General features: G+C 71.8%; 21 protein-coding genes. 8 read left to right on the top strand and 13 right to left on the bottom strand.

What is annotated here, in order from left to right; all coding sequences use genetic code 11:
• The first annotated feature begins 40 nt into the window (after nt 1-40).
• From KF837_04350 to KF837_04335, 4 genes are all read left to right on the top strand, one after another.
• The gene (locus tag KF837_04350) at nt 41-1666 is read left to right on the top strand and encodes an acetolactate synthase large subunit (protein ID MBX3226515.1); all 1626 of its coding nucleotides are present in this window, start codon (nt 41-43) and stop codon (nt 1664-1666) included.
• On the top strand, nt 1663-3054 hold the full coding sequence (locus tag KF837_04345) for an aldehyde dehydrogenase family protein (protein ID MBX3226514.1): 1392 nt from the start codon (nt 1663-1665) through the stop codon (nt 3052-3054). The genes KF837_04350 and KF837_04345 overlap by 4 nt, the downstream gene beginning before the upstream one ends.
• Nucleotides 3055-3200: 146 nt before the next feature.
• Nucleotides 3201-3941, top strand: a complete 741-nt coding sequence (locus tag KF837_04340; GenBank protein MBX3226513.1) for a hypothetical protein — start codon at nt 3201-3203, stop codon at nt 3939-3941.
• Between the two features lie 24 nt (nt 3942-3965).
• The gene (locus KF837_04335) at nt 3966-4451 is read left to right on the top strand and encodes a peptidyl-prolyl cis-trans isomerase (protein MBX3226512.1); all 486 of its coding nucleotides are present in this window, start codon (nt 3966-3968) and stop codon (nt 4449-4451) included.
• Between the two features lies 1 nt (nt 4452).
• Here KF837_04335 and KF837_04330 read toward each other — a convergent pair whose 3' ends face one another.
• A complete protein-coding gene (locus tag KF837_04330) occupies nt 4453-6204 on the bottom strand; it encodes a M1 family metallopeptidase (GenBank protein MBX3226511.1) in 1752 nt (583 codons plus the stop codon).
• A 148-nt stretch (nt 6205-6352) separates the two neighbouring features.
• On the opposite strand from KF837_04330, the gene KF837_04325 reads away from it, so the two are divergent.
• A complete protein-coding gene (locus KF837_04325; protein ID MBX3226510.1) occupies nt 6353-6796 on the top strand; it encodes a hypothetical protein in 444 nt (147 codons plus the stop codon).
• Nucleotides 6797-6798: 2 nt separating this feature from the next.
• Here the strand turns inward: KF837_04325 and KF837_04320 are convergent, their stop codons facing one another.
• Together KF837_04320 and KF837_04315 are read right to left on the bottom strand one after the other, a co-directional pair.
• Nucleotides 6799-7350 carry a hypothetical protein gene (locus tag KF837_04320; GenBank protein MBX3226509.1) on the bottom strand — a complete coding sequence of 184 codons (552 nt, stop codon included), beginning with the start codon at nt 7348-7350 and terminating at the stop codon, nt 6799-6801.
• Nucleotides 7351-7405: 55 nt separating this feature from the next.
• Complete coding sequence (locus tag KF837_04315; protein ID MBX3226508.1) at nt 7406-8098, bottom strand: SGNH/GDSL hydrolase family protein; 693 nt, start codon at nt 8096-8098, stop codon at nt 7406-7408.
• A gap of 60 nt (nt 8099-8158) precedes the next feature.
• Here KF837_04315 and KF837_04310 point away from each other — a divergent pair, with 60 nt between their 5' ends.
• Nucleotides 8159-8566: a hypothetical protein gene (locus tag KF837_04310; GenBank protein ID MBX3226507.1), complete on the top strand. Its 408-nt coding sequence runs from the start codon at nt 8159-8161 to the stop codon at nt 8564-8566.
• Between the two features lies 1 nt (nt 8567).
• On the opposite strand, the gene KF837_04305 is transcribed toward KF837_04310, so the two are convergent.
• The 5 genes from KF837_04305 to KF837_04285 are packed head-to-tail and all read right to left on the bottom strand — an operon-like array spanning nt 8568 to nt 12486.
• Nucleotides 8568-9029, bottom strand: a complete 462-nt coding sequence (locus tag KF837_04305) for a hypothetical protein (GenBank protein MBX3226506.1) — start codon at nt 9027-9029, stop codon at nt 8568-8570.
• A gap of 44 nt (nt 9030-9073) precedes the next feature.
• Nucleotides 9074-10093 carry a hypothetical protein gene (locus KF837_04300; protein MBX3226505.1) on the bottom strand — a complete coding sequence of 340 codons (1020 nt, stop codon included), beginning with the start codon at nt 10091-10093 and terminating at the stop codon, nt 9074-9076.
• A gap of 22 nt (nt 10094-10115) precedes the next feature.
• Nucleotides 10116-11384, bottom strand: coding sequence for a polymer-forming cytoskeletal protein (locus KF837_04295; GenBank protein MBX3226504.1), 1269 nt, complete (start codon nt 11382-11384; stop codon nt 10116-10118).
• Nucleotides 11381-11902, bottom strand: a complete 522-nt coding sequence (locus tag KF837_04290; protein ID MBX3226503.1) for a hypothetical protein — start codon at nt 11900-11902, stop codon at nt 11381-11383. The genes KF837_04295 and KF837_04290 overlap by 4 nt, the downstream gene beginning before the upstream one ends.
• On the bottom strand, nt 11899-12486 hold the full coding sequence (locus tag KF837_04285) for a sigma-70 family RNA polymerase sigma factor (protein MBX3226502.1): 588 nt from the start codon (nt 12484-12486) through the stop codon (nt 11899-11901). Before KF837_04285 ends, KF837_04290 begins: the two co-directional genes overlap by 4 nt.
• 163 nt (nt 12487-12649) lie before the next feature.
• Here KF837_04285 and KF837_04280 point away from each other — a divergent pair, with 163 nt between their 5' ends.
• Entirely contained in the window at nt 12650-13192 is a 543-nt protein-coding gene (locus KF837_04280) for a WYL domain-containing protein (protein ID MBX3226501.1), read from the top strand.
• A 31-nt stretch (nt 13193-13223) separates the two neighbouring features.
• Here the strand turns inward: KF837_04280 and KF837_04275 are convergent, their stop codons facing one another.
• The 4 genes from KF837_04275 to KF837_04260 all read right to left on the bottom strand — a co-directional run bounded on the left by KF837_04275 (nt 13224) and on the right by KF837_04260 (nt 19160).
• Nucleotides 13224-14168 carry a WYL domain-containing protein gene (locus tag KF837_04275; protein ID MBX3226500.1) on the bottom strand — a complete coding sequence of 315 codons (945 nt, stop codon included), beginning with the start codon at nt 14166-14168 and terminating at the stop codon, nt 13224-13226.
• Nucleotides 14169-14179: 11 nt separating this feature from the next.
• Entirely contained in the window at nt 14180-17911 is a 3732-nt protein-coding gene (locus KF837_04270; protein MBX3226499.1) for an ATP-binding protein, read from the bottom strand.
• Nucleotides 17908-18768 carry a hypothetical protein gene (locus tag KF837_04265; protein ID MBX3226498.1) on the bottom strand — a complete coding sequence of 287 codons (861 nt, stop codon included), beginning with the start codon at nt 18766-18768 and terminating at the stop codon, nt 17908-17910. The genes KF837_04270 and KF837_04265 overlap by 4 nt, the downstream gene beginning before the upstream one ends.
• Nucleotides 18769-18839: 71 nt before the next feature.
• Complete coding sequence (locus KF837_04260) at nt 18840-19160, bottom strand: DUF559 domain-containing protein (protein MBX3226497.1); 321 nt, start codon at nt 19158-19160, stop codon at nt 18840-18842.
• A gap of 823 nt (nt 19161-19983) precedes the next feature.
• Here KF837_04260 and KF837_04255 point away from each other — a divergent pair.
• Nucleotides 19984-21657 carry an NERD domain-containing protein gene (locus tag KF837_04255; protein MBX3226496.1) on the top strand — a complete coding sequence of 558 codons (1674 nt, stop codon included), beginning with the start codon at nt 19984-19986 and terminating at the stop codon, nt 21655-21657.
• Nucleotides 21658-21663: 6 nt separating this feature from the next.
• Here the strand turns inward: KF837_04255 and cas2 are convergent, their stop codons facing one another.
• On the bottom strand, nt 21664-21954 hold the full coding sequence (cas2, locus tag KF837_04250) for a CRISPR-associated endonuclease Cas2 (protein MBX3226495.1): 291 nt from the start codon (nt 21952-21954) through the stop codon (nt 21664-21666).
• Nucleotides 21955-21956 lie beyond the last annotated feature (2 nt).

Below are 21956 nucleotides of genomic sequence, written 5' to 3'. Positions count from 1 at the left end.
TGTCCGGCGCGGACGGCGCGCCCAACATCACGAGCGCACCATGGCCCACGGAGCAGACCTGTTCGTGCACGCCCTCGAGAACGAGGGCGTCGATCGCATCTTCGGCCTCCCCGGAGAGGAGAACCTCGACCTCGTCGAGGCGATCCGAAAGTCGAAGATCCAGCTCGTGCTCGTGCGGCACGAGCAAGCGGCCGCGTTCATGGCCGCGACGTACGGGCGCCTCACCGGCAAGCCCGGCGTCTGCCTCACCACGCTCGGCCCCGGCGCGCTGAACCTCACGACCGGCGCCGCGTACGCGCTCCTCGGCGCGATGCCGATGGTCATGATCACGGGCCAGAAGGGGATCCGTTCGTCGCGGCAGGCGCGCTTCCAGATCGTCGACATCGTCGCGACGATGCGGCCGCTCACGAAGATGTCGCATCAGATCGTGTCGCCGACGACGATCCCGACCCTCGTGCGCGAGGCGTTCCGCGTCGCGGAGCAGGAGCGGCCCGGTCCTGTCCACCTCGAGCTCCCGGAGGACATCGCGGCCGAGGCGTGCGAAGACGTGCCGCTCGTCCCGCCGAACGAGCCCGAGGTTCCGATCGCGAGCGCGGCGAGCCTCGATCGCGCGGCGGAGCGGATCCGCGCGGCGGAGCGGCCGCTCGTGATGCTCGGCGCCGCGGCGTCGCGGCCGCGCTCGACGTCGGACCTCGCGCAGTTCGTCCTCCGCACGAAGATCCCCTTCTTCACGACGCAGATGGGGAAAGGCACCGTCCCCGGCGGCACCGATCACTACATGGGCACCGCGGCGCTCTCGGAGCGCGACTACGTCCACGACGCGATCGAGCGCGCCGACCTCATCGTCACGATCGGCCACGACACGATCGAGAAGCCGCCGTTCATCATGAGCGCAGAAGGGCCCGACGTCGTCCACGTCGCCTACGAGCCGGCCCACGTCGAGCAGGTCTACTTCCCGCGCTACGAAGTGATCGGCGATCTCGCGAGCTCCCTCCGCCACCTCGCCGATCGCCTCGAGGGCACGCTCCCGAACGCGCAGGCGCTCCTCCCCCTCCGCGCCGGCATCCTCGCGCACCTCGCCGACCGCGCGACGGAGGACCGCTTCACCCCGCAGCGCATCGTGCACGACGTGCGCAAGGTCATGCCCGCCGACGGGATCGTCGCGCTCGACAATGGCATGTACAAGATATGGTTCGCGCGCAATTACCGAACACGAATGGCCAATACGCTCTTGCTCGACAACGCCCTCGCGACGATGGGCGCGGGGCTCCCGTCCGCGATGGCGGCGGCGATGCTGCATCCGAAGCGGCGCGTCCTCGCGGTGTGCGGCGACGGCGGGTTCATGATGAACAGCCAGGAGCTCGAGACGGCGGTGCGGCTGAAGCTGAACGTCGTCGTCATGGTCCTCGAGGACAAGGCGTACGGGATGATCCGCTGGAAGCAGGCCGTCGACGAGCTATCGGACTTCGGAATGACGTTCGACAATCCGGACTTCGTCAAATACGCAGAAGCCTACGGCGCGCGCGGGACCAAGGTGACGGAGATCGCCGACCTCGCGCCGGCGCTCGAGCGCGCGTTCGCGGAGGGCGGCGTCCACCTCGTGAGCGTCCCGATCGACTACTCCGAGAACGAGCGCGTCCTCGTGAAGGAGCTGAGGTCACGATGACGAAGCTAAAGGTCGTCCAGGCCTTCGACCGCGCCGTCTTCGCCGAGACGGACACCGACGACGCGGCGTCGCTCGAGTCCAAGCTCGCGCGCGCGGCGGCCCTCTTCGCCGATCGTTCGCGCGCGCTCCGGCCCTACCGCCGCGCCGAGGTCCTCCGCCAGGCGGCGGTCCTCGTCGGGGCCCGCCGCGAGGAGCTCGCGCGGCGCATCGCGCAGGAGGGCGGCAAGCCGCTCGCCGACGCGCGGGTGGAGGTGACGCGCGCGATCGACGGCCTCCGCGACGCCGCCGACGAGCTCCGCTCCTTCGCCGGCGCCGAGGTCCCGATGGGCCTCACCCCGGCGAGCGACGGGCGCTGGGCCTTCACGACGAAGGAGCCGATCGGCGTCGTCGCCGCGATCTCCGCCTTCAACCACCCGCTGAACCTGATCGTCCACCAGGTCGCGCCCGCGATCGCGGTGGGCTGCCCCGTCATCGTCAAGCCCGCGACCGCGACGCCGCTCTCGTGCGTCGCGTTCGTCGAGCTCCTCCGCGCGGCGGGCCTGCCGGAGGACCATTGCCAGGTCCTCGTCACCGAGGACAACGCGTTGGCCGAGCGCCTCGCGACCGATCCGCGGATCGCGTTCCTCAGCTTCATCGGCTCGGCGAAGGTCGGCTGGTACCTCCGGAGCAAGCTCGCGCCGGGCGCGCGCTGCGCGCTCGAGCACGGCGGCGCGGCCCCGGTCGTCGTCGACCGCAGCGCGAAGCTCGACGCGATCGTGGAGCCGCTCGTGAAGGGCGCGTACTACCACGCGGGCCAGGTCTGCGTGTCGGTGCAGCGCGTCTTCGCGCACGCCGCGATCGCGGACGACCTCGCCGCGCGGCTCGAGGCGCGCATCGGCGCGTTGCGCACCGGCGATCCGCTCCGCCCCGACACCGAGGTCGGTCCGCTCATCCTCCCGCGCGAGGTCGATCGCGTGGAGGCGTGGATCGCCGAGGCGCGGAGCGGGGGCGCGCGCGTCACCGGCGGACGCCGCGCGTCGGAGACGACGCTCGAGCCGGCGGTGATCGTGGAGCCGCCGGCGGACGCGAAGGTGTCCGCGCTCGAGGTGTTCGGGCCCGTCGTCTGCGTGTACCGCTACACCGATCTCGACGACGCGATCGCGCGCGCGAACGCGCTGCCGTGGGCGTTCCAGGCGAGCGTGTTCGCGAGCGACATCGAGCCCGCGCTCCGCGTGGCGCGCCGGATCGACGCCTCGACCGTCCTCGTCAACGACCACACCGCCTTCCGCACGGACTGGATGCCGTTCGCGGGCCGCCGCCAATCCGGCTACGGCACGGGCGGCATTCCCTACTCCATGCGCGACATGACACACGAGAAGATGATCGTCCTACGGCACGACGATCCTTAGTCGCAAAACCGCAGACTCCAGACATCACAGAGACCTGCGCTCTGCGGCGGGCGCCGGAAATTCCCTCGTGATCTCGTGCTCGGCGACGCGGCACCTTTCCTGAATGACGCTGCGACATGCCAAGTCGACTCCGTCTCCTCGCCGGTGTGCTCGTTGCCTGTGTCCTCGTCGCCGTCGCTCCTCGGACGGCGAAGGCGGAGGCGGTGCGCGCGAAGGCGCCCGCCGCGCACGCGTGGTGCGGCGAAGGCACGGAGGCGCTGCCGTCGGACGTCTGCTACATCGACGGCCGCGGCACGAGCGGCCGCCGCACGCTGGTCATCTGGCTCCACGGCGTCATCGCGAAGGACACGAACTGGTCGCACAACCACGAGAAGATGCTCGCGCGCGTCGCGAAGGCGACCGGCATCGAGATGCTCTTCCCGAAGGGCGTCCTCGGCGACAAGCTCTACGCGTGGCCCGGCACCGCCGAAGCGCAGGCGAAGAACGAGGCCGCGCTCATCGAGCAGTGGATGACGGCGAAGGCGCTCCTCGAGAAGCGCGACGACAAGAAGTTCGACGAGACGTTCATCTTCGGGTTCTCGAGCGGCGCGTACTTCGCGAGCTCGCTCGCGATGCGCGGCCGCGCCGACGTCGACGGCTACGCGGTCTTCGCCGGCGGCCAGCCGATGGCGAAGGCGGCGACGCCGGCCGCCCGCTTCGCGCCGGTGTACGTCGGCGTCTGCGCCAACGACTCGACGACGGTGACCCACTCGCGCGCGTTCGCCTCCTCGCTCGCCGCCGCCGGCATCCCGCGCATGGTCAGCGAGCAGAAGGTCGGCCACGATCTCTCGCCCACCCACTTCCTCGGCGCGCTCGCCTTCCTCCGCAGCAAGACGCCGCGCGCCTGACCTCGGACGAGGTAGGCTGGGCCGGTGCCGTCCTTCCGCGTCCTGCTCGTGATCGTCCCCTTCGTCGTCGCGTGCGGAGGGAGCACACCGCCGCCGCCGCCCGCGGCCCCGACCGCGAGCGAGACGCCCGCCGACAAGTGCCTCGCGATCGCCGGCGCGACGCGCGAGAAGAAGGCGGACGAGCCCGCGAAGATCACCGCGAAGCACATCCTCGTGAAGTACAAAGGCTCGAAGCGGGCGCCGGACACGATCACGCGATCGCGCGAGGAGGCGTGCCTTCGCGCGCTCGAGGCGCGGAGCAAGCTCGAAGGCGGCGCGTCGTTCGGCGACGTCGTGAAGGAGTACAGCGAAGAGCCCGGGGCCGCGACGCGCGAGGGCACCCTCGGATCGATCGGCCGGGGCGACGTCGCCGCGCCGTTCGCCGACGCGGCGTTCGAGCTCGCGCCGGGCGAGGTCAGCCACGTCGTCGAGACCGACTTCGGCTTTCACGTCATCCGGCGCACCGAGTGACTCACGCGAGGACGCCGCGGACGACCTGCTGCGTGATCGGGTGGTACGTCGCGCGGTAGCGCTCGAACAGCTCCGCCGCGAGCGCGCGCGTCTCGGGACGCTGCGCGAGCGCCATGAAGAGCGCCTTCACGTATTTCGTCCGTCCGACGCGGCCGAGGACCTCCTCCACCCGCGGCAGCACCGCGGCGTGCCCTGACTCGCACGCGAGCACGAGCCAGCTCACGAGCACCTCGTCGTTCTTCGACGCGGTCAGCGACCAGCGCCGATCGAGCTCCTCGCACAGCGCGGGTGTGCACGGCCGCGGCGTCAGCTCGAGGTAGAGCTGCCACTCCGTCGCGCTCCACGCCTTGCCCTCCTCCTCGGACGGCGCGCGGCCCACCGCCGCCTCGAGCGCCGCGAGCCGCGCGGACTCCGGGCGCCAGTACGACGCGGGGAGACCGGCGCCGTCGATCCACGCCGGCGCGTCGACCTTCGCGAGGAGACCCGGCGCGAGGCGCTCCACGAGCGCGAGGAGGTCGTCCGTCGTCGCGGCGCCGAAGCGGTGCTCGCGGAGCCACGCCGTCAGGATCCGATCGAACGCCTCGACGCCGGCCGCCGCCTCGAGCGTCTTGAGGAAGAGGAAGCCCTTCTCGTACGGCACCGCGCTGAACGCGTCGTCGGGATCGATCCCCGCGAGCGGCGTGCGGAGGCGCGTGAGCTCCGGCCGCTTCGCGTGCTGCTCGAACGCCTTCTGCATGCGCTGAAAGCCGATCGCGGCGTGGAGGGCGGCCATGTCCGCGCCCTCGAGCGCGCCGAGGATGCGCCGCTCCGCGAAGACGGTGAAGCCCTCGTTGAGCCAGAAGTGCTCCGCGGTCGCGTTGGTGACGAGGTTCCCCGTCCACGAGTGCGCGAGCTCGTGCGCGAGGACGTTGACGAGGCTGCGATCGCCCGCGAGGAGCGTCGGCGTGAGGAACGTGAGGCGCGGGTTCTCCATTCCGCCGTAGGGGAACGACGGCGGCATCACGAGGAGGTCGAAGCGGTCCCAGTCGTACGGTCCGAAGAGCGACTCCGCGACGCGCAGGTGCTCGTCGACGACGGAGAACTCCCAGTGCGCGGCGTCGAGCACGCCCGGCTCCGCCCACACGCGCGAGCGCGCGGAGACGTCCTTCGACGCGAGGTCGCCCACCGCGAAGGCGAGGAGATAAGGCGGGATCGCCTGCGGCATCTCGAAGCGATGCACCGCGCGCGCGCCCTGCACCTCCCGATCGATTGTGGCCGCCGCCATCACCGCGCGGAGCTCGGCGGGCACGTCGATCGCGGCGGTGAACGTCTGCCGGATCGACGGCGTGTCCTGGCACGGTACGACGCTGCGCGCGTGGATCGCCTGGCACTGCGAGAAGACGTACGGGTGCTCCTTCCCGAACGTCTGCGCGGGCGCGAGCCACTGGAGCGCGGAGGCGTCGGGCGACGTCCGGTAGCGCACGACCACCGCGTCGGCGCCGGCGGGGACCTCGATCGCGAGGCGGCGCCCGAGGATCGGCTCGTCCGGCTCGAGCACGTACGTGAGCGGCGCGCCGCCGGGGCCGCGGACCTCGTGCACGTCGAGCGCGCGCGTGTCGAGGTCGAGCCGCCCGCCCTCGGCGGGTCGGGCGAAGCGGAGCGTGACCTCCGCCTCGATCGTCCGCGTGGCGAAGTCGACGCGCGCCTTCCAGTCGAAATGCGCGGTGCGCGGCTGAGCGTCGTCGGCGTAGGAGTGCGGGTCGAGGCGAGCCATCGCGCGCAGTCTTCCATGCCCGCCGCCGCGCCGCGACAGTGTGCAGCCAGCTGCACAGTCGCGCCGCGACACGACCGATTTTCGCGAGAGATCGCCGAAGGCGCGGAGCTTGCGCATGGGCGCATCGACGCGCGTGTAGGCTAGGAGGATGCCGTCGACCGAGCTCGCGCGAGTGCTCGATCCGTCCGCGCTCGACGCGGCCGCCGGGCCGCACGGCAAGATGAGCGTCGAGCTCTCCTCCGCGCGGCGCGGTGAGGCGGTGGAGCTCGTCGTGCCGAGCCGCCTCGCGTGCGCGCGCTGCGATGGCGGAGGCTGCGACGCGTGCGGGCGAAGCGGCGCCCTTCGCCTCTCCCTCACCGAGGCGGAGCGCACGACCCACTTCGTCCTGCCGGAGGACGCGCGCGAGCGCCTCCGCGTGCGCCTCGTCCGGCCGCTCGGCGACGAGGCGGGCCTCGAGCAGCTCACGATCGAGGTGCGCCTGACGCCCGCGCCGCCGCCGCCGCCGGCGCGCGCGTTCGAGCTCCGCCCCGCCCTCGTCGCGGTGGCGCTCGCGCTCGCGACCGCGATCGCGATCGCGGCGACGATGCGCTGACCTCACGTCCAGTCGAGCGTGAGCACCGTGCGCGCGCCGCGTGTCCACGAGCAGCTCGTGAACTTCGCGACGACGTCGGCCCCGCCGGCGACCTCGACGAGGCGCTCGAAGAACCCCATCGTCTGGTACGAGGCGGCCTCCTCCGCCTTCGCGCCCATGTAGTAATGAATGACGACCTCGGCGTGACCGGGCGCGAGGCTCGGCACCTCGAGCGCCTCGAAATCGAAGTAGGTGGCGCGCTGGACGCGGAAGCGCATCATCGTCTCCACCGGATCGCCGGCCGCGAGGAGGTTCGGGTTCGCGGCGACGAGCGCGTCGACGGAGACGCGCCCCCACTGGCGCACCGCCTCGAGGCTCCCGTTCGCGATCTCGGCGAGGATGACGTTGCCGAACCGCTCGAAGGTCTCCATCGGGTACCAGTCGTCGGGCTCGACCTGGCTCCGGAAATAGAAGAGGTCTTCGCGCCGGACGAACATCGACCAGTCGACGTCCTTCTTCCCACGCATCATGCGGACGTAGTCGGCGAAGAGGATGCCTTTGACGTTGCGGTTCACGGGATCTTCCTACGTTAGCATCATGAACTCGCGCATGTCGGTAAAATCGTCGATTTTACGCGCCGGCTCGAGCGCGGAGCGACGGCGCCGGGACCACGCGCGCGATCTCCGCCGCCATCTCGTCGTAGGCGGAGGCGGTCGGGTGGATGCCGTCGGCGGACCAACTCCTCGCCGGCGCGTCGGCCTGGCGGCGGTAGAGGGAGCGGAGGTCGACGAGCTCGGCGTCGTGCCGCCTCGCCTCCTCGAAGAGCACGGCGTCGAACGCCTCCCGCTTCTCGAAGGTGCCGCCGTACGAGGGCCCGTCCGGCGCGCGGAACCACTCGTTCTGACCGAGGACGAGGACCCGCGCGCCGGCGCGCGTCGCCGCGTCGAGGATCGCGCGGACCTCGGCGCGGTACGTCGCGAGCGGGACCTTCGTCGCGACGTCGTTCGATCCGACCTGCACCGTGACGAGGGTCGGCGCGAACGCCTCGATCTGCGGGAGCTGGTCGCGGATCACGTCGGCGGCGGTGAAGCGCGACACGCCGAGGTTCTTCAGCGTGACGGTGCACCCCGCCTCGCGCCACCGCGCCGCGAGGCGAGCGGGAAACGACGCGCGCTCGGGATCGGGCAGGCCGCCGCCCGCGCTGATCGAATCGCCGAGCGCGAGGTAGCGGACCTCGCCGGTGGCGGGATCGGCGCCGCCGGTGCGGGTGGAGACCGGCGGCGGGGGCGGCGGAGGCGGGAGCGAACGCTCCGCGATCTTCATCAGAAGTGAACGAACGCGCCGGCCAATCACGACGGACGATAGTCTCAGGGGCGATCGACCATGGCAACGCTCGACACCGTCGCACGCATCGTCCGCTCGCTCCCGGAGACGCTCGAGACGAGCTCGGCGACGGGCCTCCGCTGGTGGTCGGTGAAGAAGAAGACGATCGCGTGGGAGCGACCGCTCCGGAAGAGCGACCTCGCCGCCCTCGGCGATCGCGCGCCGAAGGGCACGGTCCTCGGGGTCTGGCTGCCGGACCTCATGACGAAGGAGTCGCTCCTCGACGCGAACCCAGACGTGTTCTTCACGACCCCGCACTTCGACGGTCACCCCGCCGTCCTCATCCCGCTCGCGCGCATCGACGCCGCCACGCTCCGCTCGGTCATCACCGAGGCCTGGACCTTCCGCGCGCCCAAGCGCCTCGCGGCCGCGTTCCTCGCCGAGCCGAAGCCGAAGCCGAAGCGTTAGGTCACCGGCATGGCTCGATGAGCGTCGCCGCGATCGCGTACGCCGGGGCGCCGGAGTAGCCCTCGTGCGCGTAGGTCACGACCGAGCCGGTGACGAGCACGCACGCGTGACCGCGCACGCTCGGAGGGAGGTCCTCCTCGCGCGTGAGGAAGCGCGGCTCTTGTCCGTACCGCGAGACGCGGCGCCAGCCGAGGAGGATCGGGATGCGCGCGTCGCCCTGCGCGAGCGCGAGCAGATCGACCTGACGATGATCGGTGCACCCGTTCGAGTAGCGGTGCAGCGCGCGCGTGAGCCGGCCGGACCACGGCGAAGGACCGAACGGCTCGGCGCGCGTGTCGTCCGCGACGTACGGCGGCGGGCTCGTCGTCATCGTGAAGGTCTCCTCCGCGACGGGCTCGCTCGCGGTGGTCGCCGACGTTCCGCACCCGAGCAGACACGCGCCGAGGACGAAGAGCCGCGACATGCGCGATGGACACCCCGCGCCGCGCGCCCTTTGGTCGCGATGCCTCACGGGCGAAAGAAGGGGCCGAGCCGATCGATCGCCCGCGCGGCGTGCGTCACGTCCTCGTGACCGATCTCGAGGAAGTACGGGACGAGCTCCGGCTCGAGCGCACCTTCGATCTCCTCGATCGGGACCGCGTAGCGCCGGACGAGGAGGCGCGCCGCGCCGAGGCGCTCGTGCACCGGCGACGTGGCGTCGAAGGCGATCCGGTGGAGCTCCTCCTTCGGCGGCAGCTCACCGCGGTACGCGTCGTTCGCGACGCCGTCGAGGCGTCCGAGCCACTCGTGCGTCGGCTCCTCGCCGCGCGCGAGGACGCGGACCTGGACCCGCGGCTCGCGCTCCACCGCGGCGCGCCGGATGTGGAGGAGGACGTGCTCTCGGATCGACCCGCTCGCGACCGCGAAGCCACGCCTCGCGTCGAGCACGACGCGGCGCTTCGCGAACGACTCGACGATGTGCAGCACCGACGCGACCGCTCCGCAGAAGACGAGCGCGCCGAACACGCTCGATTCGTACGGCAGCGCCGCGAGCAAGATGCACGCGAGGACGCCGAGCGCGACGACGGTCGCCTTCGCGAGCCGCAGGAACGGAACCGGCGCGCGGAGCACGATGTCCTCGACCACCTCGGCCTGGCTCAGGCGCACGAGCGTCCGCGCGTCCTCGAGCGTGGACGTCTCGACGAAGAGCTCCCCCCGCGGCCAGGAGAACGCGACGCTCGCGCCGACCTGCGCCTCGACGATCGACGCCTCCAGGTCGACGGCGGGCACCCACGTCCGCCCGACCTGGAGCCCGCCCTCCTCCTTCGCCACGCGCGCGACGTACGGCGCCGGACGCCCGGAGAGGAGGAGGCCGATCATCCAGAGCGCCCCCGACGCCCCGGCGCCGGCGAGCGCGCCGGGATCGTGCGGGCTATGCGTCGCGACGACCCACAGCAAGAGGAGCCCTCCCGCCACGCCGACGATCCACGACAGCCACCGATTCTGCCGGACGGGAACGACACGAACGCGGAGGGGGATCGACGTCACCGCCTCCGAGCATAACCGGCGATCAGGCCATCAACGCGGCGCGGGATTTTCGCTCGAAGAAGCCGGCGCCGCGGGTGCCGAGCAGGGCGCCGAGCGCGAGCATGATCACGACGAAGCTCGTGAGGCCGCCGATCCACGGGATGCACGTCGCGACGAGGTACGCGCCGCAGCCGACGAGGAGCTGCACGTACGGGTTGTCGGTCCGGTGGCCGGCCACCGCCGCGCCGAAGGTGGTGAGCACGGAGGCCACCGAGCCGTAGAGCGCGAGGAAGAGCCCGAGCGCGAGCGCGATGGCGACCGGGATCCCGATCACGGTGACGCAGAGCACGAACAGCGTCACCGCGAGCGCGATCGAGCCGGCGATCGCGCCGACGAGGCCGAGCGCGAAGGACCGCATCGGCCGCGACGCGACCTCGACCCGCAGCCGCTCCATCCGCGGCCCGAGCAGCGCGAGCAGCACGCAACCCAGCACGAACAAGAGCGACGCCCGCGTGAGCGCGCGCCCGATCCCCTGCGCCGCCGACGCGACGCGCGAGGGCGGCTCCGCGCCCGCGTCCTCTTGCTTCGCGCGCGGCCGGTCCCGCCGCCCCGCCGCGGTGGTGCTCACCTCGCCGCCGATCGTCGCGCCGTCGTCGCGTTCGAGCTTGCCGCCCGTCACGCGCGCGCTCCCGTCGACGCGCGCGCCCTTCTCGATCCGTAGCTTGCCGCCGAGCACGGTCGCGTCGCCGACGACGTGCGCGCCGCTCCGCAGCGTGGCCGAGCCGCCGGTGACGACGAGGCTGCCCGTCACGGTCCCCTTCACCGTCGCGGAGCCGCCGGTCACGGTGACGTCGTGGACGATCTCGTCGGCCGACACGACCACGTTGCTCCCCACCACGTCGCGGTCCTCGCCGCGCGCGGTCGGGAACGGGCTCGGCGTCCGCGCGCTCGCGGCCGCGATGGGCGTCGACGCGGCGGTGAGCGTGACGAGCTGACCGCTCCGATGCGCGACCACGTCGCGTCCGACGAACAACGCGTCGAGCACGGTGTCGGCCGCTTGTCCCTGCACCGCGACGTGCACGTTCGTGCCCGCGGCGTCGATCGCGGCGCCGTCCTGGAGCACGAGGCTCCATCCCGCCTCGCGCGCGAGCACCTTGAGCGCCTCGCTCGGCGGCCCGTCGATCGCGAGGTCCACGTCCTTCTCCACCGCGGGCCACGTCCCTTCCTTCTTCACCGCCGCGCCTGCGCTCGAGGACAACACGAAGGCGACGAGGGCGACGACGGCGGGACCAACGAAACGACCGAGCTTCATCGTGAGACTTCCTTCTTCGGAGAGAGACGTGCGAGCCCGAGGCCCATGAAGACGAGACACGCGGCGGCGACGTAGGTGGCGACGATCCCGATCATCGACGCTCCCCCCGCGTCGAGCCGCGCCGCCACCGCCGCGAGCGCGCGCGTCATCGCCGACAGCGCGCGCGCCGGACGCTCCGGCGCGTCGTGCGTGAGGAGCCACGGCACGAGCCCCACCGCCGCCGCGACGAGGCCGAGCGCGACGGCGAGGCGCGGAACGGGGCGCCGCCCTTCTGCCTGTCGCGTCGCCGCGAGCGACCGCTGCGTCTCGAGCGAGAGCAGCGCGGAGTGCCCGAGGTGCGCGATGCAGGTCGTGCAGCGCGCGACGTGCGCGCGAACGGCGGCGGGGACGATCGCGTGCTGCCCGTCGGCGAGCGCGGTCAACACGACGTCGCTCGCGTGATCGCCCTCCGCCCAACACAGCTCCGCGGGGAGCAGCTCGCCCTCGGTCTCGGTCTCGGTCACGTGCGGTTCCTTCATCGGCGAACCTCGTCCTCCAGCGCTTCGGCCATGGCCTTGCGTCCACGCGTCACCCACGTCGCGACGGTGCCGAGCGGCACCTCGAGCCGCCGCGCGATCTCCTGATACGGGAGCCCTTCGAGGTGGAAGAGCTCGAGCGCCCGGCGCGGTCCGTCGGGCAGCGTCGTCATCACCCGCCGCACGCGCGCGTCGCTCTCCGCGCGCTCCATCTGCACGTCGGCGCCGGCGCCCGGATCGGCGAGGCGCTCCACGAGCGCGCCGGTCGACGAAGGCGGCGCCTCCTCCTGCGCGCCGCCCCCGCTCCGCGCGCGCTGCCGCTGTCGCGCGCGGAGCGCATCGAGCGCGACGTGGCGCGCGATGCCGATCACCCAGGGACGCGCCGGACCGCGCGCGTCGGCGCGGGCCTCGAGCGCGCGGCGGAGCGTCTCGTTCGTGCAGTCCTCGACGTCGGCGTGATCGGGCCGCTCCCGCAGGATCGCCGCGACGACGGCGGACACGACGAGCCGAAGCTCGCGCGCATCGACGTGCAACGCCGGACCGACCGGAGGATGCAAGAGCGCCGAGGGCACGAAGGTCGACACCATCCTCGCAAGACAAGTCGCCCGACCCCGCCCCGAAATTTCACCGGCCCGCACGAAGGACATAACCGTGGATGATCACGACCGATTTCACCGCGACTGAACGGTCATGCAGTGACGTCCAACCGGCATCGGCTTTGGCGATCGCGCGCGGCCTACGACGAACGTGATGGCCTCCGCGATCCTTCGTCAGTGGTTGATCCTCACGATGCTGCCGCTCCCTCCGCGGCGCATCGACTCCGGCGCGCTCGAGGCGCGGCTCCGCGAGCGCGGGATCGACGTGCATCGGCGCACCATCCAGCGCGACCTCATCGAGCTGTCGGGCGTGTTCCCGATCATCTCCGACGATCGCGCGAAGCCGTACGGGTGGCGCTGGACCGACGACGCGTCGTTCGCGCGATCGCTGCCGCTGCCCCGCGCCGACGTCACCGCCGCGTCGCGCGAGCTCGTCGTCCGCCTGCCGCGCGCGGCGCTCTCGCACCTCGTGGCGCAGATCGGCGGCCGGTCGCGGCGCGTCGCCGACGATCCCGACGGCACCAAGGACCACGCCGCCGTCACCGTCGCGGTCGACGACACCGGCGCCGCGCGCCGCCGCCTCTTCGGCCACGCCCACGAGATCGAGGTCCTCGCCCCACGCGATCTCCGGGCCGAGATCGCGACGATGGCCCGCCGCGCGCTCGCGCTGCACACACACGAGCGCGCGAGCCGATGAGCCGCGGGCGCGAGCGACCGAGCCGGCGCCGTCAGCGGGTCGCGTTCGCGAGGGCGGCTTGCGCGATCGCGCGGACCTCCGCCGCGAGCTCCTTCGTCTCGGGCCGCGCGACCTCTCCGAGGCCGGCGACGAAGCGCGCGAGCACGAGGACCCCCGCCGTCTCGACGACGAAGCGCGAGCCGCCCTTCGCGTCCTCGACCGCGATGTTGTCGTCGGGGAGGTTCCGCGCCACCCAGTACGCCTCCGGATCGCGCACGAAGAACGCGCAGCGCACGACCGGCCCGACGTCGCGAAAGCCGCCGAAGCTCTCCCGATCGAGCTTCGCGAGCGCGTCCTTCGTCGTCGGGCGGAACGGCTCCGTCGAATCGAGCTTCGCCTCCGATACGTTGCTTACGCGGAATCGACGTAATTCGTTAGCGACATGGCACGTCGCGATGAACTGCGGCCGCGCGCCGATCGCGTCGATGCGATGGACCGAGACGTGGCGGCGCGAGTCCCTCCCCTTGCTCGCGGTGTAGTAGCGCATCCTCAGCGCCACCTTCTTCGCCAGGGCGTCTTCGATGAGCGCGAGGTTCGCCTCCTCCTCCGGCGACGCCGGCGCCGGCTGGATCGTGCTCGGGTCGAAGGCGGGCGCGAGGCCGGCGCGCGTGAGCCGGTCGACCGCGATCGCGATCAGCCGATTGCGGAGCGCCCCCGGCGGCGCGCGCCCGAGGAGGCGGAGGAGGTCCATCGCCTCCTCGCCCTTGAAGGCGACCGCGCCCGGGAGCCAGTTCTTCCTCACGCTCCAGTAGACGTGAGGGTGGTCCTCCTCGCGTTCGAGCTTGAGGCCGCCCTCGACGAGATCGCCGAGGTGCCTGCGCACGGTCTCCGAGCTCGTGCCGAGCTCTCGCGCGAGCTCGGCTTGCTTCCAGGTCGGCCGGTCGATGAACGCGGCGATGATCTTGAAGAGCGTCTCGGTCGCCCTGCGCTGTCCCACGCCTCCTCCTCTCAGGTCTTCTCGGTCTTCGCCACGGCCAGGATCTGGTCCTCGGAGAGCTGGTCCGTCTTCATGATCGAGCGCTCCGCCTTCAGCTCGGCGACGTCGCCCTCGGCGAGCACGAAGAACTCGCCCGGCCCCGCCGACGCGAGCTTGGCGGCGGGGTTCGAGCGGTACTCGCTGAGGAGCGGGCGCATCTTCTCGATCGACGTGTTCTGCTGGATCTTCCCGACGAACCAGGACGTGATGTTGTCGCGGCACCGATAGTCGAGATCGCCCGGGCTCTGCGTCGCGAGGAAGACGCCGAGCCCCGCCGAGCGCGCGCGCCGGAGGAGGTCCTGCATCGGCTGCTTCGTCGCGGGCTTCGACTGCGCCGGGAGGTAGATGTCGGCCTCGTCGAGCAGGACGATCGCCTGGAGGTGCCCGGCGGGGTGGCGGGAGGACCACCGCGTCAGCTCGATGAGCAGACGCGACACCCAGAAGTCGACCACGTTCGGGTCGGAGAGGAACTTCGTGCTGATGATGCTGAGGTTCGTCTTCCCCGGCGTCGCGAACGGCCCGTGCCCGAGGAGCAGCTCGGCGCTGAGGAGATCGCCGCCGCGGAGCAGCGACGCGTGGCGAAGGCGCAGGGTCGAGAGGTGCTCCGTCAGCTGCTTGAAGTGCTTCGTGTCGAGCCCGCCGATCGCGTCGAGCAGGATCGGGTCCTCGCTCTGGATGAACGCGATCAGCTTCTCGATGTCGATCTCCGTCTTTCCGCCGAGCTCGGCGAGCAGCTCGATCGCCTTGGCGAGGATCGCGAGGCGCGTCCCCTCCACCTGCGAGCCCCGGTAGGCCATCATCGAGCCGAGGCCGGCGGCGGCGCTCGCGCTCAGCGTGCTCCGCTCGCTCATGTCGAGATCGGCGAGGCCGGGCGGCACGACCGGGAGCGCGAGCGGCCGCCCCTTGTGCGCGCCCGGCGTGAAGACCTGCACCCGCACCTTCTCGTAGAGCTCACGCTTCCGCGCGGCGCGCGCCGGGTCCGCCTCCGGCTCGTTCCAGAACTCCGGCGTCGCGTAGCGACAGAGGTCGCCCTTGCGATCGACGAGGAGCGCGGGCACGCCGCGGACGAGGCACTGCTCGATGACGTTGAGCGCCAGCGTCGTCTTCCCGCTCCCGGCCGAGCCGAGGAAGGCGGCGTGGCGCACGAACGTCGACGGGTCCCGCGTCACGTCGCTCCGATGCAGCGAGCGCGTTCGGCCGAGGAAAATGGGACCCGCGGCGGTGCCGCCGTGCGACGAAGGGATCGGCGGCTCGATGCTCGGCGGCGAGCCGTTCGATCGGATCGACACCGGGCTCACGTCCGCCGGCGCCGGCGTGATCGGCGGAGGAGCGCTCGCGGGCTTCGCCTTCGGCGGCAGCTCGGCGCCGAGCATCTTCGTCATCACGTCGAGCCTGGAGGCGACGCGCTCCTCGCGGAGCCACGCGTCGATGTCCGCCGCGCCGGCGTGCGCGTCGACGAAGGCGCGCAGCGCGGCGAGCGCGCGCCAGTCCGTGTCGCGGACGAAGACCTTCGCGCCGCCCTGCTTGAGCACCTGCCCGAGGCGCTCCGACGTCACGCTCTTGGCCGCCGTCTTCGGGAAGTCGGAGCAGCGCACGATCACCGCGCGCGCGCCGGCTTTTTGGGCGCGCGCGGCGACCGCCTCGACCTGCCGCGCGAGCTTCCCGCCTTGCGGCGCGCCGTTGCAGAAGGCGATCAGGCTCCGCTTCGCGCCGGCGCCGTCGCCGACCGCGATCTCGAGGCCGTCCTGCGCCGACACCGCGACCGTCGCCTCGGACTCGCGCGCGACGTGGCGGAAGCCCCACTCGAGGAGCGCGAGGAGCTCCTCTTCGTCGACGACGCCGAGGGTGTGCTCGGACTGATGGCGCGCCCACTCCGCCGCGAGCGGCTTCGCCGGCGCGGGCGGCGTCGCGTGAGCCTGCGCCAGCTTTCCGAACGGCACGAGCTTGCCGGCCGTCACGCAGCTCTCGTGCGCGGAGCGGCACCAATCGAGGACGTCGCGCGTGCGAAGCCCGGCGAGCTGTGCGATGTCGTTGGGACCGAACGGCCAGAGCGGCTCGTCCTCGTGGACGCGCGCGCCCTGGAGCTCCAGCAGCGCGCGGAGGCGCGAGCCGACGAGGAGCTCCACCTCGTCGGTGCTCCTCGCCGCGACGATGCGGACGGGCGGCGGATCGAGCTCGAGCCGATCGAGGAGCGAGCGCGTGAGGCTCTTGCGCAGCCCCTCGTAGAAGTCGTCGAGGCACGCGACCGCGGCGAGCGAGCTGGGCACGAGCTCCGTGACCTGGCGCAGCGCGTCCATCAGGTTCCGGAAGCGCTGCTGCGCGACGTCGGCCTCGTAGACGTCCTCGATCTGATCGATGAGGAGCACGAGCGCGCCGCCGTGCGACGCGGCGACGAGCTTCCCGATCCCGACGATCATGCGGAGCGGAGCGTTCTCGTCCGGCGAGGGCGTGATACCGCCGAGGTGCTGCCGGTCGTAGTCGCTCAGCTGCTCGCAGCGGAGATACCGCTTCACGCGCGACTCGACGACGGCGTCGTTGGTGGCGAAATAGACGAAGGCGCGGATCAGGTCGACGTCGATCGACGAGAACTCGGCCTGCGCGACGAGGCTGTCGACGATGCGCCCGACGATGTTGGCGCGCGCGCTCGGCTCCGGCTCCTCGCGGAGCTGCGCCGCGAGCTCCGCCGGCACGCGCCAGCGCATGAGCGAGTCCGCGATGCAGGCGAGCGACGACGGCTCGCCCTGGAGGAACGGCTTCTCGAACGAGTCGACGAGGCTCGTGAGGATATGGCGCGCGTACGAGCCGCTCGTGCTCGTCATTTGCAAATAGCCGACGTGGCCGAGCCGCGCCTCGTGCACGGTCCGGCGGAAGGCGCGCATCAAATGTGTCTTGCCGGCGCCCGACTCTCCCCGAATGAGGAGCATCGAGCCGCGCTTCGAGGGGCGGTTCACGTTCGAGACGCGCTGGAGCGTCCGGTTGAAGGCCTCGCGCGCCTCGAAGTGGATCGCCTCGACGTCGAACGGATCGCGCTCGAACACCTCCGCCGAGTGCGCGACGGCGTGGAAGAAGCTCGTGTTCGTCGGCGCGCAGAAGGCGAGCCGGCGCGCGTCGCTCGCGCTGCTCTTCTCGAGCCGCGAGTGGAGCTCGATCTGCTCGCGGAGGTCCTTCTGCCAGGCCGGATCGCTCCCCTTCGTCAGCTCGAAGATGTCGTCGACGAGCCGCACCATCGCGTCGCGATAAAGGAATAGCGGCCCGTCGTCGCCCGCGTTGATCGCGAATCGCCGGCAGATCTCGGCGCCGGTCCAGCGCGTATCGGAGGACCTCCCGCCGAACGGGGCGGGATCGTTCATGTGGAGGTCGAGGAAGTACTTCACGTCGTCGAGGCCGTGCGAAAACTCCTCGTAGAACTGCCGGAACTGCCCCAGATAGCGGACCGCCATCTGCGCGAGCGGCGTGATGTAAATCCTCTCCTCGTTCGTGAACACGCCGTCCTGCATCACGGCGAGCTCCGCGACGACGAGCGCGTCGTTCAGGACCGCGAGGTGCACGAGCGCGCCGGCCGTCACCTTCTCGCCGTCGGGCGCGATCCGCTTGCTCCACCCTTGCAGGCCCTCGCCGAGGACGAGCGGCGTCGTCGACTCGTCGAGCTGCCGCTCGATGGTCTGTGCAATCGAAGTCATCAGGTCGGCGATCACGCTGCTCATGAGAGGGCCCCCTCCAAATCGACGAAGTGAAATACGGCGTTGAGATAAGGCACCTCCGACGCCTCGACGACGTCGGGCGCCATCGCGGGCGTCAGGTCCGCGCGCGCCAGGCGGAGCAACCCCGCCCGGTGGGCGTCGACGAGCTTCGCCTTGAACTGCCCTTCATCCATCGACCGGAAGCTCGCGCGGGCGCGCCTCCAGATCGGAGCGATGAACACCTTGTGCCGGCCGAAGCGCCCGTCGTCCTCGGTCGCGCGCGCGATCTCCTTCACCGCGCTCGCGAACGAGTGAAGCTCGTCGCCCTCGGGCGCCGCCGCCGCCGGCTTCTCGAGCCAGTCGCGGAGGACGGCGTCACGCACGAGGCCCGCGTCCGTCCGCGGGACGCCGAGCACGTGCGCGGTCGCCACCGCGCCGATCCGCTTCGGATCGCGGAGCGACTCGATCCCGAGCGCCCGCGACAGCGCGAACGCGCGCACGTTCGCGATCGTCAGCCGCTGCCCCGCCATCCCGAGCTCCCGCGCCGCCCACGCGTCGAGGACGTCGGCCTGCCGGGTCGACTTCGTCTCGAGCCCGAGCTTCGACGCGAGCGCGACGGCGCGGATCGCCCCCGCGCCGAGCGGGCGCTCGGACGGCGACCGGCCGAGGGCCAGCTCGACGAGCGACGCCTTGAGGCGCGCCCACGTCGGCTTCGCGCCGGCCTTGACGCCGAGGAGCGCGGCCGCCTTCCGCTCCCCCGTCGCCGTCAACCGCATCTCGCCCGCGGCGCAGAGGCCCTCCGCGGCGAGGCGCGCGAGCCCTTCGCGCAGGCGCGCTTCGACGTCGGACGTATTGCCGAACAAGGGACGCAGACTCTTCATTACGTCGCGCTCGGACGGAGGTCTCCGCGCCGGCACGAGCAGCCGCGCCAAGATGGCTGTTTCGATCGGGTTCATGTCTTCTCTCTCTCGAGGAATACGAGCGCGCGGTGGATCTCCGCCACCACCTCGTCGAGGCGCGTCACGACGTCGTCGGCGAGGAACCGCATGACGAAATACCTCTCTCTCTGCAGGACGACGTCCTTTCGCCGATCGCGGCGATAGCCGTCGAGCTCGCGAAAGTGGAAATAGCCGTCGATCTCCACCGCGAGCCGGCGCGACGGACACGCGAGATCGATCTCGAGCGCGCGCGCCCCGAACTTCACATCGAGGCACCGATTCAGCTCGAAGAGGCCGCGCGACCGCTCGTCGGCCTCGAGCGCCTCGAAGAGCATCCGCTCCGCCGCGCTCCGCGCCTCGTCGTCGTCCTCCTCCCGCGCGCGCTCGGCGAGGGCCCCCGCTTCGACCGCCTCGACCGCGAACGGACGGACCATCGCCTTCGCGTGCTCGCGCCCGCTCGACGCGAGCCATCCTCGCCAGCGCGCCGCCGTCGTCGTGACGGCGAGCGGGATCGCCGTCGCCGCCTCGGCGATCGCGATCACGGCGCGGATCGCGACGTCGACGTCGTCGCCGCCGAGCACGAGGAGGGGCGGCGCACCGCGCCCGAGCACCCGGCCGGCGGCGCCGAGCGCGCGCAGCGCGTCGGCGGGGCGCTCGCTCGCGAACACGGCGCCGAGCAAGAGCTGCGCGTCGAGATCGCCCGCCGCGATCAGCGCGTCGCGGCTCGCGGCGAGCCAGACGCCCCGCTCGAAGGGCGTCCGCGCCCTCGTGGGCGCCGAGATACGCGCGCCGAGCGCGGCCTCGAGCGGCGCGCGCACGACGGACGAGGCGAGGTACTCCCGCGCGGCGTCCTCCGCCGCCGGCGCCGCCGATCGGACGACGGTGCGGTCGATCCAGCTCGCCTCCCACGCGCGCGTCACCGCTTCGCCCACGAGCACGGCGGGGACGGGCATCCCCGCAGCACGCCGCGCCGCGTGTCGCGCGAAGGTCCGATCGAGCGAAGCGCCCCCGAGCATGACCGGCGAGAGTACTCGATCGCGGCTCCGGCGGTTCCGTCACTCTCGTCTCTTTCGACGATCAGCTGCGACGAGCCGTGTCGCAGCGCTGCTCGCCCGTTCATCACTCGACACTTCGCCGAACGTCACGTACGGACAAACGATGGCGCAGATGATCCCCGCGGACCCGCCTTCCGCGCAGACCGGGCTCCGCGCCGAGCGCGCCCTCTTCGAGGCGCTGCGCGACGGGTTGCCGAGCGACTACATCGTCTACTACAGCCTCCACTACCTCGGCGACCGCGCGAACCAAGGCGAGGTCGACTTCCTCATCGTGCATCGAGAGCGCGGCATGCTCGTCCTCGAGTGCAAGGGCGGCGGGGTGGAGCTCCGCCCGAACGGCCGCTGGGTCCGCGTCCATCAAGGACGCGAGACGCCGATGCACAGCCCGTTCGAGCAGGCGCAGAAGCAGATGCACACGCTCGTGCGCGAGCTCGGCGACCGCATGCGCGCGCGCTTCCCGCTCGTCCACGGCTACGCGGTGGCGTTCCCGTTCGCGCGCGCGCGAGACTTCCCGCTCCCGCTCGACGCGCGCACGGAGATCGTCCTCACGGCGGACGATCTCGGCGCGATCGGCCGCTGGGTCGAGCGCGCGCTGACGTTCTGGCGCGCCGCCGCGCGCACGGCGCCGCCCGCGATGTCGCCGGCCGAGTTCAATCGCTTCCGCCGCCAGCACCTCCACCCCGAGCTGCGCCTCATCGAGACGCTCGGCGCGCGGCTGAAGGTCGAGAGCGCGGCGATCGAGCGGCTCACCGACGAGCAGCTCCTCGTGCTGAAGGGCTGCCTCGAGTGCCGGAGGCTCCGCGTCGCCGGCGGCGCGGGCTCGGGCAAGACGGCGCTCGCGCTGGAGGCCGCGCGGCGGTACGCGCGCGAGCCGGGGCAGTCCGTGCTGCTCATTTGCTACAACCGCATGCTCGCGGCGCACCTCGCGATGACGGTCGGAGGCTGGGGCGACATCGGCGGGAAGGTCGACGTCACGACGTTCCACGCGCTCTGCCGGCGCGCGTTCGACGCGCTCGGCGTCGTCTACGAGCCGCCGAACGAGACCGACGCCGAACGCGCGCGCAAGTTCTGGGAGGAGGAGGCTCCGGAGACGCTGCTCGAGGCGCTCGCGGCGGAGGCGCTCCCTCGCTACGACGCGATCGTCGTCGACGAGGCGCAGGACTTCCGGTCGGACTGGACCTCCGTCCTCGAGGACACGCTGAAGGACCGCGAGAAGGGCTCGCTCATCGTGTTCTACGATCCCGGGCAGCGCATCTTCGACCGGAAATCCGGGCTCTCCGACATCCCGCAGACGTGGTCGCTCACGGTGAACTTCCGGAACGCGCGCGGCATCGTGAACGTCGTGAAGGAGCTCGGCGGCGTCGAGATGGAGCCCCACCCGCGCGCGCCGGAGGGCGAGCCGCCGACGGTGCACGCGCACGCGGGGCCGGCCAAGACGCGCGCGCAGGTCGACGACCTCGTGCGGCGGCTCATCGAGAAGAACGGCGTCACCGCGGAGCAGATCACGGTGCTGACGCCGCACCGGCGCGACAACTCCAGCCTCAAGGGCGCGACGGAGCTCGGCGGCGTGGCGCTGGCCGAGGAGCCGCAAGCGCGCGACGGGAAGGTGCTCCACACGACCATCGGCGCCTTCAAGGGCCTCGAGTCGGACGTCGTCATCCTCGTCGACATCGATCCCGCCGACACCCGCTGCGACCGCCGCGCGCGCTACGTCGCCGCGAGCCGCGCGAAGCTCGCGCTCCACGTCTACGCGAAGGGCGAGTGGCTCTCTCCGTAAGCGCCGTCAGACGATGATCGCCTGTCGCTCCGGCGCGGTATAGACCTTCCCGATCGCGCGAATCGAGGTGCCGCCGCGTCCCTCCACCGGGCCGACGTCGACGAAGAGGACCTGATCTTCGACGTTGTGGATGATCTCCACGAGCCGGGAGCGCAGCTCGACGAGCTCGCGGGGATTCAGCTCGCAGCGAAACACCGAGAGCTGGATATGGTCGCCCCAGCCGCGCATCAGCCGATACACGCGGCGCAAGCGCTTCGGGCACGAGATGTCGTAGCTCACGACGAACGTCTGGCGCATGG

It is taken from the genome of Labilithrix sp. (genome assembly GCA_019637155.1).
GTDB lineage: Bacteria > Myxococcota_A > Polyangia > Polyangiales > Polyangiaceae > Labilithrix.
Note: the sequence above shows the minus strand (reverse complement) of the source record. Positions and strands in the feature narration are given on the sequence as shown.